The organism is Paenibacillus sp. LHD-117, assembly GCF_030929555.1.
Lineage (GTDB): Bacteria > Bacillota > Bacilli > Paenibacillales > Paenibacillaceae > Pristimantibacillus.
The window spans coordinates 128,946-146,032 of the sequence record NZ_JAVFVT010000008.1; the positions used below are offsets into that span (position 1 = coordinate 128,946).

The window sequence follows — 17,087 nt, forward strand, 5'->3', positions numbered from 1 at the left end:
CGGATCGGCTGCGGGTCAGACTTCGGATCAACCGGCATTCCTCTGTAAAATGCTAGGAAATCTTTCGTTGCAACTCCAAGGCAATCCCAGTATTCTTGAGGAGAAAGGTTGTCATTTCAGGGGGGCGTGAGAAAAATGGCACGAAGCAGAGTGGTCAATTCGCCGTGGATGTATGCGTTCGGCATGCTGGCGATGATGATTCCGAGTCAGGCGTTCAGCGCGTTTTACACGTATTACTATGTAGAGAAGCTAGGGCTCGCGGTAGGTCTTGCGACGATCGCGCGAACGGTGTTCATGATCTGGGACGCCGTGAACCAACCGATGGCAGGGTACTTCTCAGATCGGACGAATACCAGGCACGGGCGGAGGAAGCCTTGGCTGTACGCGTCGATTCCGTTATTTATCCTTACCTTCTTTATGGTGTTCTCCGCGCCGAGAGAGTTGTCCGAGACCGGCCTGTTCGTCTGGTTCCTGGTCGCGCTCGTCTTGTTCGAGGCGGTAGCCTCGATCATATGGGTCAACTACGGGGCGCTGTTCCCAGAGCTGTACCGGGAGAATGGGCTTCGGAAGAAAGCGTCCGCGATCCAGCAAGGTTACCAGATCGTGGCCATCCTGATCGCATCCGTAGCGGGACCGATCCTGTACGACGGCTTCGGCTTCGGGCCGATGGCGCTCGTATTCGGAGCGGCTTTCGCGCTGCTGATGGTGTTATTCCTCCGCTTTACGCGAGAGGATGAGGAGGCCCGCAAGACACCGCGCATGGGCATCAAGGAGTCGTTCTCCGCCACGCTCGCGAACAAGCCTTTTTGGATATTCAATATTTCCAACTCGTTTGCCCAGACGGTGAACGGACTGCTGAGCTCGATGATCCCGTTTTATGCTAAGTACGTGTTGAAGGTGCCGGAGGGACAAGTGGCGCTGCTTCTGGCCTCCATCTTCGTATCCGTCATCCCGCTAGTCGGCGTCTGGTACTGGATTATCAAACGGATGGACGGCGTCAAAGCATGGCGCTTGTCCCTGCTCACGTATGCGCTATCGGTCATTCCGCTTTGGTTCGGCAGCAATCTGGCGACAGGCATCGCCGCGGGGGTCTTGGTCGGCTTCGGCCTGGCCGGCTTCCTCGTCACGCCGCCCGTCGTGAACAGCCATATTATCGATCTCGACTACGAGCAGACGGGCCGTAGAAGGGAAGGGGTGTATACCGCGGTCAGCGGTTTCATAACGCGCTCGAGCGGACTGATCTCGGCGCTGGCCTTTCTCATCGTGGGCGTCATCTTCGGCTACGAGAGCGGGGAAAAGCCGGGCGACAATCCGGAGCTGACGTTCCGCGTGCTTATTAGCGTCGTGCCGCTGCTGCTCCTCGCCGTTTCGTTCGCGCTCTCCTATTTCGTGAAGCTTCGGCCGCTGGCCGAAGATGGCGAAGGGTCCGCAAGCGAGAGCAAACCCTCGGTGTAGTCGCGGCCGAAGAAGCTTCCAATTCCGCACTTGCAACCGCTCCGAACCGTATGATAGGGTAACGTAATAAGATGACCCGACGGATAGGAGCTATGATCATGTACGAGATTACGATGGATTTGACAAGCGATTGGATCAAGACTGTGAAGGAAGTGCTGCGCGGGGCGGGGTACGAAATGCAGGACGGTCTGGCGGCCGAGGAAGTAGCGGAGCATTACTTCCGTCTCTCGCTCCCTGACGACAAGGCGGCAGAGCTCGCAGCGGAGACGCTGAGGCGTCTGAAGGAGATGGAAGGCATCATTATCGACCACATCGACTCCACGATCGTCCCGGATATTCGCCAGCGCACGAAATATCAGGGGAACGTTTTCCACTTCAGCTGGGTCTATAATCAAGGCGAACATATCATCGAGCTGAATTCGGAATACCGGATCCCGCTCTAAGTCTTTTGAGAACGCTTGAACGAAAGAAAACCGAGTGAAACCGTATCCGACATACGGCTTCATTCGGTTTTTTTGCGTAATCGAAACATTATATCACAAGTAAAATGCAATTAATACACTTAAATATGTTAATATTTTATGTTGAATTTGTTGTTTTTAGTTGGTTTTTATCCTACAATTAAATCAAAAATCGTGAGGGGGAGAAGAATGGCGATCGCTCTTGGGCTAGTGCTTGCTTCCGGAATGGCGCATTCGATCTGGAACCTTTTTACCAAAACAAGCCGCAATAAAACCGTATTCCTTTGGCTCATCCATCTCGGAGGTTGCGCCGTGTTTCTGCCTTTCCTGATTCACGATATCTCCAGCGGCATCCCGATCGAAGGTTACGGGCTTATGGCGGTCACGATTTTGTTCCAGATGGGCTATATGTATTTGCTGCCGATTGCGTACGAGCGTGCGGATATGTCTCAGGCGTATCCCGTCATGCGCGGCGTTGCGGCGTTATGCGTTCCTCTGCTCGGCATCTGGATTTACGACGAGTACTTGACGTTTGCCGGATGGCTGGGCGTTGCGGCTATCGTGGCGGGATTGTTTGCGATTGGAGGGCTGCGGCTAGCCGGCGCGGGTCGGCGTTTAGCCGCGTTATGGCCAATTCTGCTGGTCGGGGTCATGATTACGGGATACACGCTGAACGATAAGATGTTATTGGAATACATTTCGCCATTGTCGCTGATCTTCGTATCCAATCTTGGCTCCGTCATCGTCTTATTCCGCAGCTCGATCCGGTCGAAGGCGATCCGCGCGGAATGGTCGGCGAATTGGCATAGCATTCTGATCGGCACCATCCTGTCTCCGGGCTCGTATTTGCTGTTCCTGTTTGCCATGAAGCTCGGGCCAGTCTCCCAGCTGGCGCCGATTCGGGAGATCAGCACCGTCTTCGGAACTCTGCTCGGGATATGGCTGTTGAAGGAAGCTCATGGACGAAGCAGGGTGCTGTTCGCGGCCGTCATTACGACCGGGATCGTGACGATCGGAATATGGGGAACATGAAAACGATGGCGCGACCGGAATCCTCCCCTTATAATGAAGGCTGAAGCTTGTACGAATCGGGAGGCGATTATTCCTATGTCTTTGGTTGGAGAGGAACGGAAGAGCATTATTCTGGATCTGTTGTATGCGGAAGGACAAGTAAAAACGATCGATCTGGTCAAGCGGCTGAACGTATCCTCCGAGACGATTCGAAGGTACATGGAAGAGCTGGAAGCCGAAAACCGATTGAAGCGGGTATACGGCGGCGCGGTCAAGATTAACATTGCCGGCGAAGAGCCTTCATACCTGAAGCGGGAAGTGCTGTACGCCGACGAGAAGAGACGGATCGGCCAGGCCGCGGCGCAGCTCGTCGATGACAACGACGTGATCTTCCTCGACGACGGCACGACGCCGATGCAAATGATTCATTTTTTGCCGAACAAAAAAAACCTGACTATACTCACGGTCTCGATCCCGACGCTTCACTTGCTCATGGAGTACAAAAACAAGGGCTTGTATTCCGGCGAAGTTTATTTTATCGGAGGCAAGGTCAATTCAGTGCACGCCAGGGTATCGGGCTCCATCGCGGAGAAGATGGCCTCCATGTTCCATGCGGACAAGGCGTTTGTTTCCATTGACGGCATGGTGCTTGGCAAAGGCATTACGTCGTTCGACGCGGAGCGCGGGCAATTGGTTCATCTTTTGATGCAGAACGCAAGGCAGTCGGTCGTCATGACCGACAGCTCGAAGATCGGCAGCACCCAGCTGTACCGGATAGCGGATTGGCGGGACATCGATATCGTCGTCTGCGACAAGGAAATGCCGAAGGAATGGCGCGAGACGCTCGATGAGCGGGAAGTGAGCTGGATCGTGGCGCAAGCCTGAGACCGAGGAAAAGCAAAAACGATAGATCATGGATCGGGGCTGAGAGGCTCCGGTCTTTTTTTGACATTATAGAATTAATAAATTTTCGGAGTGGGGCTTGTCTTCCGCCTCGTTTTTGTTTTAGGTGTGGTAAGGGGATGGAGCCTAACATACTAAAGCGAATCTTCTTTGATGAGCGTGGGCATTGGGATCGGATTGTAGACAAATTAAGTTGCTGGTCTGCGAAGGATGCCACGATCTGAGGCTTGTTTCGTATCGCTGAAAGGGGAGATTTTTTACGACCCGCTCGTGTGGAGAGACGGAAGAATGGTCGAGGTTGCTGGAACAGGATGTGTTTCAGGTGAACCACCGTCATGTTGTATTTACGATTGACGAAGGGCTGCGAGAGGTGTTTTTGCTTCACCGTGCTAAGCTGCTTAAACCATTTATGGATGAAGCCGTTCGAGTGATAAAAGAGTATTTTGAAAAGAAACATAAGGTAAAACCAGGCATTATAGTAGGTTTACATACGCTTGGATCTCGAATAAATTTTAATCAAGACGTATATATGCTGGTGACGATGGGCGGAATGAAGAGAAATGGCGAGTGGAAGACCTATGAGTACATTCCATTTGAAATGTTGATAAAACAGTGGCAAACGGTCGTGCTGAAGCTCATTCGCGGGAAGTTGGACGGATAGGAGAAAAAGCAAGCGCAGCCTCGTTTGCAAGAAGCCTATTCGAAGAACGGAGAAGGCTTTTATGTGTATGCGCCGAAACAGAAAGGGAAAGTAAAGCAGTAGCTCGGTTACATTGGACGATATATCCGAAGATCGATAATTGCAGTGAGTCGAATTGAGGAGTATGACAAAGAAGCCGATCAATCAGGTGTGATTCCTGATCGATCGGCTTCTCCGAGGTTCATAATGTAGTGCACTTTCCTTCTTAATAGTTATTCGTTGGTATAAAACGCAAAAGGTAATACAGAAGAAGAAAAGTTGCAATTCCAGCGATAAAACCAGCGAATAGGGCGGATCCTTTCCCTTTTTTGTAGAAAAAAACCGCTGTTATTGAAGAAGCGAGAGGAGTGACTAAAGCTAAAATAATTGTTGGTAAATTCATAATACTCTAAGTATACCAGTAATACGGGTTAGTTGGAACTGCTGTCCAAGCTTTACCTTGAACCGACCAGCCGATGGTAATTCCCCATGGTTGAATTCCAATGCTATTAATATTTGTATCATCCCAACTATGATCAAACTGGGCTCTGACTTCACGTGACTTTCCTGCAGCAGCAGCAGTTGTTTTGAAATAAGTTGTCAAAACACCATCATCCCAATTGTAATCATATCCACTTTGATTCCCCCAACCTGCGCCTCTATATCTGATTGTGTCCTGACCAGTAAAGGCTACACCTTGAGCAGTAGATGCTGCCGGGGTAGTTAGTGTTTCAGTAATGGAGTCATTCGAATTCCAAAGAGTTAATTTATGACCACCATAGTTTTGCAAACCAGTGCTGGTATCGAAGTATATTCCAAACTGGTCCATACCGCCAACATCATCAGATGGGTACATAAGATCGCAGCACCACCAAGATTTATCATCACGCCATTCTCTCACACCGCTGCTGTTATTTTTCCATGCGAATCCGGAAGAAACGCGATAAACACTCGTCATCGTGTCGTAATAAACATTCGGAGTAATTACGACGACATCCTGGTTAACAGAGGACATAGGCATTATTCCAGTTTCGCCAGTTTCACCGACATTAATAAATCCGTTATCCTCTAGGTATTCTCCAACAGCATCTAGTGATTTGGTTTGAGCATAAATCTCTAATGCTTCAGCATCAATTAAATCCAATCGTTCCTGAACTTCCTCTGGATCCGTTATTGTCGGAGTGGTTGACTGGATCGTGAAGCGAACGTTACTACCGGAATCGCCATTTTCAAGTATCGGTGATTTTGTGGCATTGCCGGCTGCATACGCTCCTGAGGTGAGACTAGTAGCAATCATCATTGCTGCTAACAGAGTATAAGTAAATCTCTTCTTCATTGTGTATCCTCCTAAAAAATTCATATTTTAATGCCATAAACAACATACCACATTAAGTATTTTTTGGGAATAAATTATTTTATTAGTAATTTTAGGAACGAAAGATTATCAGGTCAGGGGCATCTTATTGACTCTATTATTTGATCTTCCTCCCTCACTAGTTCTTTTACCCCATATTAAATAGACACCTAGAAATTCAAGATGGTTGTATTTTTTTTGAAATATTTTTTATAAAGAAGACAACACAAAAAATCACGTGAGATGGCCAATCCTCTCCGGAGCCGTTAGGCTTTTTGTTATGCCGGCTTCGCGTTTTACGATTTCTTTATCTCATCCTAATACTCCCATGATGGAAGTAGAGGACAATAGTCATCGAGTGGCAAATCTACTATTTCGAATATGGAGGAGATTATGTTGAATAAGAAAGCGCTCCGCACCGTCCTCGCAGGCTGCATGGCAATGTCGGTAGTGTCCACGGCAGCGGTTAACGCCGAGGATGCGGCGACGACATCGGAAACGACCGCGCCATCCAAAAATGTAATTGTATTAATCGGTGACGGAATGGGACCTGCCCAAGTGTCCGCCGCTCGCAATTATTTGATGTATCAAAAAGGCATCGACCATCTGACGCTCGACAGCATTTATGTTGGACAAGCGACGACATACGCGGATCGCGGCGAAGACGGCGGAACGGTCGTATCCGGCGTCGTCACGGACTCTGCTTCCGCCGGAACGGCTTTCGGCACGGGCAATAAAACGTACAACGCGGCAATCAGCATTTCTAACGAGGACGTAGCCAAACCGTTCGCCTCCGTCATCGAAGCGGCCGAGCTGGCAGGCAAATCGACCGGTCTCGTAACGACGGCTCGTATCACGCACGCGACGCCTGCGGTATATGCCTCCCACGTGAGAAGCCGCGACAACGAGAACGCTATCGCTTCCCAGTACCTGGAGAGCGGCGTTGACGTTCTGCTTGGCGGCGGAAGCGCGAACTTCATCAGCAAGGAAGAGAAGGGCAAACGTTCGGACGAAACGATCATCGACAACTTCGAAGCCAAAGGCTACGACTATATTAGCAACCGCACCGGTCTGGCGGCTCTGCCTGCGGACAGCGACAAGGTGCTTGGCTTGTTCGGCGGCTCGCATGTTGCCTACGTTCCGGACCGTTCGGAAGAAACGCCTTCCCTGGCCGAGATGACGGACAAGGCGCTTGATATTCTGTCCCAAGGAGAGAACGGCTTCGCGATCATGATCGAAGGCGGCCGGATCGACCATTCTTCCCATGCGAACGACTTCCCGACGATGATTCAAGAGATGCTTGATTTCGACGCGGCGGTGAAGGTTGCGCTCGACTTCGCGAAGAAGGACGGCAACACGTCCGTCGTCGTTACAGCCGACCATGAGACAGGCGGCCTGTCGCTATCCCGCGACAATGTTTACGAGCTGAATCTGGATCTTTGGGATCAGCAGAAACATTCCTCCGAATCGATTGCAAGCAAGCTGAAGGAAGCGAAGACGATCGAGGAAGTGAAACAAATCGTGGCGGCTAACACTTGGATTACGGACCTGTCCGACGAAGAAGCCGAGCAGATCATGGCCGGCGACGGTTCCTCCTATGCCCAAGAAGGCGCCTATAACGCCGTGATTAGCAAAAGATTGCTTGTAGGCTGGAGCGGCCACGGCCACTCCGCGGTTGACGTTGGCGTATGGGCTTACGGTCCAATCACCAGCCTGGTGAAAGGCCAAATCGACAATACCCGCATCGCGACGGCGTCCGCCGAAGTGATCGGCGTTGACCTTGAGGCGGCAAGCAAAGGCCTTCAAGCGAAGTACCTGTATCCGAAATTCAAAGTGACGCGCGACAATCAAGTGATGTTCCCGGCGAAGGCGCTGGCCGAAGCGCTTGGCGGCGAAGTGAAATGGGATGCGGCGACTCGCACGGCTTCTATCGCCCTCGGCGGCAAGACGCTGAGTGTGAACCTGGATGAGCGTACGGTCCTGATCGACGGAGCGGCATCCGGACTTGCGAGCGATGTAGACAACGGCAAGCTGTACCTACCGCTGGAAGCATTCAATCAGCTGACCGGCAGCAGCATGACGTGGGACACGTTGTCCGAGCGCATCGTCAAATAATGAACGACTAATGAGCAAGTCAATAGACGGGGGAGCGCTTGCTCTCCTGTCTATTTGCTTGAGGCGGCTAGGAGGAGGCTGAACAATGACGGATATGATACGGATTCAAGGTTTAAAAAAATCGTTCGGGGCGAAGCAACAGCAGCGTCTGCCGATCGTCCACATCGAGCAATGGGCCGTGAAGAAAGGGGAGCGGATCGCCCTGCTCGGGCAAAGCGGAAGCGGCAAGAGCACGCTGCTGCATCTGATCGGCGGCGTGCTGGCGCCCGACCAAGGCAGGCTTGTCGCAGCGGACCAACTCGTGAGCGCTATGTCGGAGCGGGCGCGGGACGCTTACCGGGCGGAGTACGTGGGGTATGTATTTCAGGACTTTTATTTGATCCCGTCGCTAACGATCCGGCAGAATGTCGAGCTTGTGCTGCCTCGCGCCGCAAGCCGGAAGGAACGGAACCGGCTGCTCGAAGAATGGTTCGAGCGCGTCGGTCTTGCGGATCGCATGAACCATCTGCCGAGCAAATTATCTCGGGGCCAGCAGCAGCGCGCGGCGATCGTGCGGGCTTTGGCGTGCCGCCCTCCGATCGTGTTGGCGGATGAGCCCACGGGCAGCCTCGACGTCGAAACGGCCGATTCGGTCATGCGGCTTCTGCTCGACATCTGCAAGGAGAACGGCTCCACGCTGCTTGCCGTGACGCATGACTTGCAGCTCGCGAAGTTATTCCCTATGACGGTGCAGATGAACGAAATCAACGAATGTCTGCGCTACTCGGGTCGAAGCGGCGATTCCTATCGAGAGGGCATGAAGGAGGCTGCGGAAGGATGAACGGCTGGACGTATATTTGGACGAATTTGAAGCACCGTTCGTTTCTGGCCGCCCTAACGATTATTGCAGTTGCGGTTACGGTGGCGCTTTTCGCCTTGATGCTGATGAGCAGGGATGGCGTTGAGGAAGGGGCGCAGAAAGGGTACGGCCCGTTCGAGCTCGTCATCGGCGCGGACGGCAGCGAGTCGCAGCTCGTGCTGAACACGTTCTACCGGGTCGGCGCTCCGACGGGGAACATCCCTTACGGGCTGCTGGAAGAAGCCGAAGAGAGCGAGCATACGGATGCGGCGTTCGGCATGACGACTGGAGACAGCCATGAGGGTTATCCCATCGTCGGCATCGATCCCGCCTACTTCCTGACCCGTTATGCGGATCGTCAGCTGGCGGAAGGCAAGCTGTACGCGGGTCTTGACGAAGTGACGGTTGGCTACGCCGTCGCGAACGCGCTGAATTTGCGGATCGGCGACACGTTCAGCGGAGCGCATGGACTTGTGGAACACGTCGAGCTTGAGCATGAGGAGGAGCAAGCAGTCGAAGAGCATGAGGGTGAAGCACATTCGGAAGGTGCGGGCGAAGAAGCCGCGCATGAAGGCGAAGAACATGCGGACGAGGCGCAAGAGGGAGAATCGCATGACGCGCACGCGAGCTTCAAATACACCGTCGTAGGCATTCTACCGAAGCTGAACACGGCGGATGATCGCGCCATCTTCACGACGATGGATTACGCATGGGCCGTTCATGAGATGGACGAAGCGCACAAGGAGATTACGGCGATCATCGTGAAGCCGAGCACCTTGCTTGGCGTGCAATCGCTCAAGACGCAGTTCGACGCGCATAATAACGTGCAGGCTGTCTATACGGGAAAGGCGGTCGCGGATGTGCTGAACGTCGTCGACACCGGCTCGCAGCTGCTGCTCATCGTCATGTTCGTCTGCGTGCTGCTTGCCGCGGTGACGCTGCTGCTTGCCCTGACGGCGTCGATCCAAGAGCGGAAGCGAGATGTCGGATTGCTGCGGTTAATCGGCAAGTCGAGATCGTATATCTTGCTCAGGCTGATCGGCGAAGGGCTGGCGTTAACCGCGATCGGGTTGTTGATCGGCCTGATAGCCGGACATGGAGCGGGAGCTTTGATGAGCGAATCGTTGTTCGAGCAAACCGGCATCCAACTGCAGGCGCTTCGTATCGCGAGCGAAGAGTGGCTGCTGATCGCGGCGACGATCGCGATCGGAACCGCCGCCTCGATTGGGCCCGCGCTTGGCGTTTACCGCACCGATGCGCTGACGTTATTCAGAGAGTAGGAGGGGTATAGTTGAGGATTAGAATACGGACAATTACGGTCATATCGGCCGCGGCGATCATCTCAGCACTCGTAAGCGGCTGCGGGGCGAAGCAGTCCGGCGGCGAATCGGGTTCGTTCGGCGATGCCGCCTCGGAAGCGCAGGCAGGTGCCAACGCCGTGGCGGCGATCGGTCAACCGCCGGCCGATTCCGACGCGCCGCCAGCAGGCGAAACGACCGGCATATCGGATGGCGACATCGAAGCGGAAGCGCCGGAGGCATCGAATACGAACGAGGCTTTGCCGTCAAGTACGGCTACGGCTTCCGAGAATATAACGACCGGGAATACGGCAGAGGGGCTGTCCGGCGGGAAACCGTCCGTTAAACCCGTGACCGCTCCCGAGTCAACGGATAAACCCCAAACGGGTTCGACCGTTACGAAACCGCCAGGGAAACCGACGGCTAAACCGACCGCGAAGCCGACAGCGAAGCCGACAGCGAAGCCATCGGCAACCGAGCAGCCGTCCGCCGATGAAGGGACGAACAAAATCCCGTCGATCACTTGGAACGGATTTTTCGACAACGAAGAGCAGACGACGCCGTCCGAGCGGTTCTGGGACTTGTCCGACGACCGCGCGACCGTCCAGATCAAAGGGTTTATGGGCGAGGTGCTTTCCTTCGACAAGAACTGGTTCCTGCTCATTCCGGAGCCGGGAGCGGAATGCCCGTTCGATAACGGGGACGAAACGTATTGGAACAAAATCATGATCGTGTTCGTCAAGGACGGGTCCAAGCTGCGTTATACATCCAAGCCGCTTCAAATTACGGGCAGGCTCGACGTTGGCATCAAAGTAGACGAATCCGGCTATAAGACGATGTTCCGTCTGTACGACGCCAAGTTTGAAGAAATCAAAGCTTAACTTGCCAAAAAAATGGAGCCGGCCCGTAGAGATCCGCTCCCAACGCAAATCCCCCGCTGAACCGATAAGGGTAGACGGGGGATTTTTTTTCGTTATTGATTCTGCTCGTCTTGTTTCTCCGCTTCGAAACCCTCGATGCTGTTCTTGCGGCGTTCGTTTTTCGCCAGAATCGTTTCCTTTTCTACGGCGGAGATCTCTTCGGCATGCTCTGCGAGATACGCCTCCGCTTCCTGCAGATTTTGTTGCGTATCCTCGATATGTTGTTGAAGATGCTCGGCGTTGTCGGCGCGATTATCCGGTTTGGCCATCGTAATCCCTCCCATCTAATTGAAAATCCTTCATTAGAATGGTCCATGATGGTATTCCTTATGCATGCCTCAATAGAGGTTTTCTCACCACATCAGAACATTTAAGTTCTTTAAGCGATAAAGCGTAAAGGAGATCTTTCTGATTGGCGATAAAAGCTTCCGCTTAAACGCGGTCGCACATCCTCGGATTACTTCGATAGTAGTTTTTCTCACTGCTTCTCTTCCCAGTTCAATTGCGCCTCGAAACGAAGCTGTCCGATCTCGGCGGCGCTTAAAGCAGGCAGCGTTGCGTCGGTGTTCACAAGTACGAGCCGCGAACCGTCGTTCCAGCCGACTTTGGCGCCGAAGGTTTCGAGCACGAGCCTTGTGGGAATATAGGTTCTGCCTTTCACGATCGTCGCCGGAGCGCCGAGCGGCTGCAGTTTGCCGTTCACGAGCGCCGTTCCGGAACCGATCGTCAATTCCACCTTGCTGCCGCTTTTGCTGGCGGCTACTTTGCGCGCGACCGGATCCCAGTGGATGTACGCGCCCAGCTTCTCCAGCAGCTCGCGGAACGGGAGCAGGGTGCTGCCGTTGCGAATCAACGGTTCGCCTGCCAGCTCGAGCAGCTCGTTGTTCCAGACGACGGCTGCCTTATAGCCGACCGAGCCTTGCGGCACCGCGCGTTCGACGAGCCAGTCGCTGGCAGGAGGGACTTCGGCCTTTAGAGGTTGATCCAGGAAATCCATCCATTCGCCGGTATGCGCGTCGATGTAGGGGTGAGCGCCCGAATAAAACAAAGGGACGCCGGGTTTTATTTTGAGCTGGTAAAAAGGAACGGCTTGATTAGGCTGATCCATCAAAAATTGAAGTTCAAGCTCATAAAGCGAGAGGAGCTTCTTTTTGGCAAGCTCCGCGGCGTATCCCGGCTTGATTTTATCGGTAAACGGAGGATTCTCGTTGTTGCGCGCTTTCGGCATCTCGCCTCCGGCATCCATTGTGTAAGCGGCATGCATGGCATACCTCAGCTTTGGTTCGCTGCTCCCGTCCGACCATTGCAGGAAAGGTTCGAGCTCCCGGTAGAAGATGGCCGCGGCGTTTCCGGCTGGCAGCATATCCCGAGGAATGTTGAATTCGGTTTTGCTCCAAAGGACATGGTGTGCGACGACTTCTCCCGTCACGCGGTCCACCCAAATCTGGAAGCGGTTCAGATCGTAGCGGATTCCCGAGTAGGAACGGTCGAAACGGATTTTGTGATACGCTTTGCTTTCCCATCTGGTCGAATACTCGGACTCGGGGTAGCGGTTCAGCATCCAATCGGCGTCCAGCGGCCATCCCTGATCGTTAGCGTATTGTTCGGCGATCGCGACCGCTTCTTCGAACGTCGTTTTTTCCTTGCCGATGTCGAAAGGAGGGTCATTTGGATCGCCGCTTATGGAATCCCAACTCTTATGTTCGTTGAATTGCACAAGCTGCCCCGTCGCCGCATCGAGCGAGATGCTGCCCATCGTGCCGGAATCGTCTATGGCGTAAATGATTCTCCATTTATCGCCTAGCATTCCGGCGGATTCTATCCTAGCGAGATCCGGCAGCAGCTTCAAGACTTTCGCTTGTTTGATCGCCGCTTCCTTGTCCGCCAGCTTCACGTCAGCCGCGGCGGCTGCTATTTCCCCGGAAGTAGAAGGGACTGTCATTGTCCCCAAACCGATAGCCGCCGCAAGCAACAGCTTCGATAACGTCCTAAACATCGCGCTTCACGCTCCTAATCATGAACAATGTGTCGACCGATCATCTTCTCTTCCCAGTCCAGCTGGGCCTCGAACCGAATTTGCCCGATTTCCGCGGCAGTCAGCTCGGGCAACGCCGGATCGGTATGGACCATGACGAGGCGGGAGCCTTGATGCCAGCCGACTTTGGCGCCGAGCGATTCAAGCACGAGCCTCGCGGGAATGTAGGTGCGTCCATTTTCAATTCTCGCGGGAACGCGAAGCTTTTTCAGTTCGCCGTTCACGAGCGCCGTGTCGGAGCCGATCGTCAGCTCCAGCGTGCTGCCTCCTTTGCTGACGGTTACGCTGCGCGAGACTGGATCCCAGCGGATATTCGCGCCTAACTTCGCTATAAGGTCTCGCAACGGGAATAATATCGTGCCTTGCTCGTAAATAGGAATATCCTTCAGCTCCAGCAGCTTGTTATTCCAGACGACCGTGGCTTGGTAATCGACGGCGCTCTCCGGCACCGCGGCATCGATCAGCCAATCGCTGGCGGGAGGCAGTTCGACGCGAACCGGGTCATCCCCGAAGTCGATCCATTCGCCCGTACGGGCTTGAATAAAGGGATGCTCGCCGGAATGGAACAGCGGGACGCCCGGCTTGATCCGCAATTGGTAATAGGGGGAGGCTTTGCCGGGAGCATCGTTTAGGTAATGGAGTTCCAGATCGTATAACGAGAGTAACCTTTTTTTTGCCAGCTCCATGGGATAAGCGGGTTTGATTTTATCGGTAAACGGCGGGTTCTCTTGGTTGCGTTCCTTAGGGAGCTCCCCTCCGGCGTCCAACGTATAGACGGGGAGCATGGCATATAGAAGGTTGCTGTCGTTTGCATTCTCGAACCAATACGACCATTGGAGGAACGGATCGATTTCCCGATAAAAGATGGCCGCAGCTTCGACGGCAGGAAGCATATCCTTCGGAACATCAAAATCCGTTTCGTTCCACTCGACATAATGGGCCTTCACTTCTCCCGTTTCGCGATCCACCCAAATATCGAAGCTGTTCGGCGTATACCTGATGCCGGCAAACGAGCGGTCAAATCGGATTTTATGGTAAACGGTGGTTTCGAACCTAAGATTAACGACTTGGGGATAAAGGTCCAGCATCCACTCGGCGTCCTGCATCCAGCCTTGACTCTCCGAATACTGCTCCGCGATGGCGGCCGCTTCTTCGTACGTAATCTTTTCTTCGCCGAGGAACACAAGAGGAGCCCCGTCAAGTATGTAGGTGCTGCCGAAATTTTCTTGAAATGCCGTAGGCTGCCCTGTGTTCGCATCCAGCGAAACCGTTCCGTACCGCCACGCTTCTTTTTCCTTGTATTTAATAGTCCAAGAGTCTCCAACCCGCTTGGCGGTTACAGCGGTCGCCGTTTCCGGCATCAGCTGCAGCGACTTTGCCTGTTTGATGGCGGCGCTGCCAACCTCAAGCTTGACGGAGGGCGAGACTTCCACGGTTGGCTCGGTAAACACTTGTTGCGGAACAAGTTCAAGATGAGCAACGCCCGTCGGCGCGTCGGCTCGAACTTGCGAGGCCGAACCGACGCTCGTTTCGAAGTCCATAGCGGCGTTTGCCGAGCCAATAGGCACTGCCATCGCAGCCGAGATGAAGAGCGCTGCCAAACGTTTGTTGCTTTTTTCGCCCATCGCATATCCACCATCCGTCTAAATTAATAAAATATTTCCAATACCATAGACGGAGTTGGCGGCGAAAGGTTGCGGTGTGCACCGGACAAACTGTACGATAATTGTAATCAATCGAATAAGCATACGAGCGATGGAAGGGACGAGCCGAAATGGATAAAATGATGTTTGTAGAAATCGGGATGGGGATTGACCTGCATGGGCAAAACGTGACAAAAGCGGCGGTGCGCGCGGTGCAAAACGCGATCCACCACAATTCGATGCCGGGAATCCGGTCCGTGCTTCCGGGCGGGGATCTTGCGAATATGAGAGTCAACGTGAGGCTTGCCGTGCCGGTAGACAAGGAGTCGCTTGACTTGGACGTTGTTCGGGAAGAGCTTCCGTATGGGCAAGTCACTTTCGAGGTTGTTGACGGAGGCATGCTGACAAGCAGCGGCATCGTGCTGGCGGACAAGGATGACGTGAACGACTTGGCGTATGTCGTGATTGCATCCGTGGAGGTAGGGTACTGACGAAAAGCGCGAAGGCGGGAAGCTTACAAAGTTGTCATCTCTTTTGTAAGAGCAATCGATGGTTGGTTGTTCGGCTAGGCCTTATCATTAGGACATAGCCGCAGACAAAGGAGATGACAAGCATGAGTAAACGTAATGTCAGAACGGTTGCCGTATTACTTGGCTGTGTGGTTAGCATTGTCTTTACCGGCCGGAAAAATGCGGCGTTCACTGAAGAACAAGGCAACTTAAACAAAAAGGCCTAGTAGAACGATCCTAAAAACCGTTACATTTGCGGTTGATCTAGAATGTTAATATGCTAACGGAAGCGGATGACGCTATTCGGCTCATTTTGCTTGATTTCAATTTCTAACGGATGTATAAGGCCTTATTTCTGGTTTTCAGTCTGAAAAACGCCATTTTTTAATAGAATAAGAGCTCTATTTTCCGTTAGATATCCATATAGGCTCATAATCGCATATTAAGAGCGCTGACTTCCGTTAGATCATCCAGTGGTTACGAAATTCCGGAGAAATCTACTTGACGATAGATAGCGCGTAGCAAAAGGATGTTTGGTCTCGGAAACGGACCAAACATCTTTTTTTGGTGCATGCTTACCCGGAGACAACCTTCTTAACCCCCTCAGCGCGCGTATTTCGTTCTTCATTTTTGCCGAAGAAGAGCCAAGCGAAAGGTACATGGCGCTGCGCGAACGCGACGATGACCCATGTGCCGAACAGCGCGAGCAGGAATCCGCCCGCGTACCACAGGTGGAGAACGTACGGCTCGGCGCCGGTTGGCCGAAACTCCCGATAAACCGCAAGAAGCAGCGGGTGTAGCAGATAGATGCCGAAAGTATAGGTGCCGAGCAGTTTGAGAACCCGAACCGTGCGGGAATGCGCAAACCGTTTCTCCGCATGGAACGCAGCTTGCGTGAACGCGATCGCCGAGAGAAATGCGAAGACGCTCCATAATAATTGGAACAGTTGCTGAGGAGAGGAAACGCCGTGCGCGCGCAGCTGGAACCAGATCCAGGAATGGAGCAATCCCGTTGCCGACCATCCTACCCATAATGCGATCGTGAAAAAACGGTACGTTGAAGTCCGATTTTGCGAAGCGACCCATCCTCTAATAAGCTCATATTTGCTGCCTGCATATGCGCCAAGCATGTAGAAGCTGAAGTAGGAAAACGCCCAACTGCCGATATACGGAATGTCTGCAAGCTGATCGGCCCCGTAGAACCCCCATTGTATGGCTAGACCAACCGGGATCGCCCAAGCGGCAAGCCGCGGGTAAGCGCGGAACAGCCAGAGCACCAGCGGGAACAACAGATAGAATTGAATGCTGATGAAGACGAAATAGAGATGGGAATATGCCGTGCCCGTCGCGAGTTTGCCGAGATAATCCAGCGCAAAGTTAGTTGGACGCTCCGCTTCCGTTCTCGTAACCGCGACGGCAATATAGTAGATTGTCGAAAATACAGTATATGGTATAATGATGTGGATTAGCCGCTTCCTGTAAAAGGAAACGAATGTCTCTCTAGCAAACGGGCGATCCTGATAGCGCAGGAATAAGACGAAGCTGCTCAAAAAGATAAAAACGGGCGTGCCGAATTTCATGAAGATATTCGCGAAGTTGTAGAGGAAGTAGCCGGTATCCGTAGTGCCTTTCATCTCCATGGTGGCGAAGGATGTAGCATGGACCGCGAGGACGCCGAAGATCGCGACGGCCCGGACGAGATCAAGCTCCGTAATGCGCGCTCGCCGTATCGTGCCGATAGGAAGTTGATTCATGAATACCTCCAGCCAATCAATTTTGTAAAAATTCCTATATATCCCAAATCCAATTGTGGTCTACAAATATGGCCGTGTCAAGTGAACGAGAATTGCACTTATGAGCCAGCAA

15 protein-coding genes and 1 pseudogene are annotated in these 17,087 nt (G+C 53.1%); 11 read left to right on the forward strand and 5 right to left on the reverse strand.

The window, feature by feature from the left end; translation table 11 throughout:
• The first annotated feature begins 135 nt into the window (after nt 1-135).
• From RB620_RS08390 to RB620_RS30515, 5 genes and pseudogenes are all read left to right on the forward strand, one after another.
• On the forward strand, nt 136-1,455 hold the full coding sequence (locus RB620_RS08390) for an MFS transporter (protein ID WP_308093427.1): 1,320 nt from the start codon (nt 136-138) through the stop codon (nt 1,453-1,455).
• A 98-nt stretch (nt 1,456-1,553) separates the two neighbouring features.
• Nucleotides 1,554-1,898, forward strand: coding sequence for a hypothetical protein (locus RB620_RS08395; protein WP_308093429.1), 345 nt, complete (start codon nt 1,554-1,556; stop codon nt 1,896-1,898).
• Between the two features lie 207 nt (nt 1,899-2,105).
• Nucleotides 2,106-2,948, forward strand: a complete 843-nt coding sequence (locus RB620_RS08400; RefSeq protein WP_308093430.1) for an EamA family transporter — start codon at nt 2,106-2,108, stop codon at nt 2,946-2,948.
• 75 nt (nt 2,949-3,023) lie between these two features.
• Nucleotides 3,024-3,812, forward strand: a complete 789-nt coding sequence (locus RB620_RS08405; RefSeq protein ID WP_308093431.1) for a DeoR/GlpR family DNA-binding transcription regulator — start codon at nt 3,024-3,026, stop codon at nt 3,810-3,812.
• A 137-nt stretch (nt 3,813-3,949) separates the two neighbouring features.
• A pseudogene (locus RB620_RS30515) lies at nt 3,950-4,659 on the forward strand (IS91 family transposase); the annotation flags it as partial.
• A gap of 259 nt (nt 4,660-4,918) precedes the next feature.
• On the opposite strand, the gene RB620_RS08415 reads toward RB620_RS30515, so the two are convergent.
• Nucleotides 4,919-5,845 carry a hypothetical protein gene (locus RB620_RS08415; RefSeq protein ID WP_308093434.1) on the reverse strand — a complete coding sequence of 309 codons (927 nt, stop codon included), beginning with the start codon at nt 5,843-5,845 and terminating at the stop codon, nt 4,919-4,921.
• Nucleotides 5,846-6,256: 411 nt separating this feature from the next.
• Between RB620_RS08415 and RB620_RS08420 the strand changes: the two genes are divergently transcribed.
• The 4 genes from RB620_RS08420 (at nt 6,257) to RB620_RS08435 (ending at nt 10,995) form a co-directional block, all read left to right on the forward strand.
• The gene (locus RB620_RS08420; RefSeq protein WP_374121381.1) at nt 6,257-7,978 is read left to right on the forward strand and encodes an alkaline phosphatase; all 1,722 of its coding nucleotides are present in this window, start codon (nt 6,257-6,259) and stop codon (nt 7,976-7,978) included.
• Between the two features lie 85 nt (nt 7,979-8,063).
• Nucleotides 8,064-8,798: an ABC transporter ATP-binding protein gene (locus RB620_RS08425; protein ID WP_308093436.1), complete on the forward strand. Its 735-nt coding sequence runs from the start codon at nt 8,064-8,066 to the stop codon at nt 8,796-8,798.
• Entirely contained in the window at nt 8,795-10,096 is a 1,302-nt protein-coding gene (locus RB620_RS08430) for an FtsX-like permease family protein (protein WP_308093437.1), read from the forward strand. The genes RB620_RS08425 and RB620_RS08430 overlap by 4 nt, the downstream gene beginning before the upstream one ends.
• Before the next feature lie 11 nt (nt 10,097-10,107).
• Entirely contained in the window at nt 10,108-10,995 is an 888-nt protein-coding gene (locus tag RB620_RS08435) for a hypothetical protein (RefSeq protein WP_308093439.1), read from the forward strand.
• A gap of 92 nt (nt 10,996-11,087) precedes the next feature.
• Here RB620_RS08435 and tlp read toward each other — a convergent pair whose 3' ends face one another.
• From tlp to RB620_RS08450, 3 genes are all read right to left on the reverse strand, one after another.
• Entirely contained in the window at nt 11,088-11,303 is a 216-nt protein-coding gene (tlp, locus tag RB620_RS08440; protein WP_308093441.1) for a small acid-soluble spore protein Tlp, read from the reverse strand.
• Nucleotides 11,304-11,512: 209 nt separating this feature from the next.
• On the reverse strand, nt 11,513-13,030 hold the full coding sequence (locus RB620_RS08445; protein ID WP_308093442.1) for a copper amine oxidase N-terminal domain-containing protein: 1,518 nt from the start codon (nt 13,028-13,030) through the stop codon (nt 11,513-11,515).
• A 14-nt stretch (nt 13,031-13,044) separates the two neighbouring features.
• The gene (locus RB620_RS08450) at nt 13,045-14,694 is read right to left on the reverse strand and encodes a copper amine oxidase N-terminal domain-containing protein (protein WP_308093444.1); all 1,650 of its coding nucleotides are present in this window, start codon (nt 14,692-14,694) and stop codon (nt 13,045-13,047) included.
• Between the two features lie 149 nt (nt 14,695-14,843).
• On the opposite strand from RB620_RS08450, the gene RB620_RS08455 reads away from it, so the two are divergent.
• Nucleotides 14,844-15,203: a Lin0512 family protein gene (locus RB620_RS08455; RefSeq protein WP_308093446.1), complete on the forward strand. Its 360-nt coding sequence runs from the start codon at nt 14,844-14,846 to the stop codon at nt 15,201-15,203.
• A 122-nt stretch (nt 15,204-15,325) separates the two neighbouring features.
• Complete coding sequence (locus RB620_RS08460; protein WP_308093447.1) at nt 15,326-15,448, forward strand: hypothetical protein; 123 nt, start codon at nt 15,326-15,328, stop codon at nt 15,446-15,448.
• 348 nt (nt 15,449-15,796) lie between these two features.
• Here the strand turns inward: RB620_RS08460 and RB620_RS08465 are convergent, their stop codons facing one another.
• Nucleotides 15,797-16,975 (reverse strand): acyltransferase, encoded by a 1,179-nt coding sequence (locus tag RB620_RS08465; protein ID WP_308093449.1) that lies wholly within the window; start codon nt 16,973-16,975, stop codon nt 15,797-15,799.
• Nucleotides 16,976-17,087: the final 112 nt, after the last annotated feature.

Bases quoted from the DNA above. Each gene is read 5' to 3' on its own strand.
- RB620_RS08400 (WP_308093430.1), top strand. From the start codon at position 2,106: ATGGCGATCGCTCTTGGGCTAGTGCTTGCTTCCGGAATGGCGCATTCG.
- RB620_RS08395 (WP_308093429.1), top strand. From the start codon at position 1,554: ATGTACGAGATTACGATGGATTTGACAAGCGATTGGATCAAGACTGTG.
- RB620_RS08420 (WP_374121381.1), top strand. From the start codon at position 6,257: ATGTTGAATAAGAAAGCGCTCCGCACCGTCCTCGCAGGCTGCATGGCA.
- RB620_RS08445 (WP_308093442.1), bottom strand. From the start codon at position 13,030: ATGTTTAGGACGTTATCGAAGCTGTTGCTTGCGGCGGCTATCGGTTTG.
- RB620_RS08430 (WP_308093437.1), top strand. From the start codon at position 8,795: ATGAACGGCTGGACGTATATTTGGACGAATTTGAAGCACCGTTCGTTT.
- RB620_RS08455 (WP_308093446.1), top strand. From the start codon at position 14,844: ATGGATAAAATGATGTTTGTAGAAATCGGGATGGGGATTGACCTGCAT.
- RB620_RS08465 (WP_308093449.1), bottom strand. From the start codon at position 16,975: ATGAATCAACTTCCTATCGGCACGATACGGCGAGCGCGCATTACGGAG.
- RB620_RS08405 (WP_308093431.1), top strand. From the start codon at position 3,024: ATGTCTTTGGTTGGAGAGGAACGGAAGAGCATTATTCTGGATCTGTTG.
- RB620_RS08415 (WP_308093434.1), bottom strand. From the start codon at position 5,845: ATGAAGAAGAGATTTACTTATACTCTGTTAGCAGCAATGATGATTGCT.
- RB620_RS08390 (WP_308093427.1), top strand. From the start codon at position 136: ATGGCACGAAGCAGAGTGGTCAATTCGCCGTGGATGTATGCGTTCGGC.
- RB620_RS08460 (WP_308093447.1), top strand. From the start codon at position 15,326: ATGAGTAAACGTAATGTCAGAACGGTTGCCGTATTACTTGGCTGTGTG.
- tlp (WP_308093441.1), bottom strand. From the start codon at position 11,303: ATGGCCAAACCGGATAATCGCGCCGACAACGCCGAGCATCTTCAACAA.
- RB620_RS08425 (WP_308093436.1), top strand. From the start codon at position 8,064: ATGACGGATATGATACGGATTCAAGGTTTAAAAAAATCGTTCGGGGCG.
- RB620_RS08450 (WP_308093444.1), bottom strand. From the start codon at position 14,694: ATGGGCGAAAAAAGCAACAAACGTTTGGCAGCGCTCTTCATCTCGGCT.